Source organism: Acinetobacter sp. AL9, assembly GCF_041464035.1.
GTDB classification, from domain to species: domain Bacteria; phylum Pseudomonadota; class Gammaproteobacteria; order Pseudomonadales; family Moraxellaceae; genus Acinetobacter; species Acinetobacter towneri.
Map to the genome: position 1 here is coordinate 1 of NZ_JAYFSK010000170.1, position 479 is coordinate 479.

A 479-nucleotide genomic window follows, 5' to 3' on the forward strand; every position below is an offset into this window, starting at 1 on the left:
GCACGATTGTTAATAGTTGAGAAATTGAATGGAATATCGATTGATTCAACGAAAAAGCGGCCAGGTAATTGTTGTTCAAATTCTGCATATAATTCGTGCATTTTTGGATCTGTACTTCCATTATCAGCCATAATAATCTCGTAATTTTGGTAGGTTGTTTTTTCAATAATCTATGAAACACAACGTTGTACGTCTTTATAGCCATTTTTAGTTGGAATAATAATTGAGACTAACTTTTCAGATTCAATGTCATAATAAACATCGTATAAGCCATTCGCCGCCCCATGCGTTGCATGACCATTAATTCCTCGACGAACGAGCGCATCTTGCACGGCTCTTAGCCCCGCTTCAAAAGCATAACCTTTGGAGCCCTGATCCACTGCTGTTGAGGTTGGCAGCATCCGCCAATAGTAAAGAACTTTTGGAATATGTTTGATGCGTTCTTTTGTCGTTTTTTCAGTAAATCTTAAGACTAAATC

General features: G+C 37.8%; 1 pseudogene. It reads right to left on the minus strand.

Annotated features, from left to right (window positions below):
• Positions 1–170 precede the first annotated feature (170 nt).
• Positions 171–479, minus strand: a pseudogene (locus ACEO2X_RS14155) (glycosyltransferase family 2 protein); the annotation flags it as partial.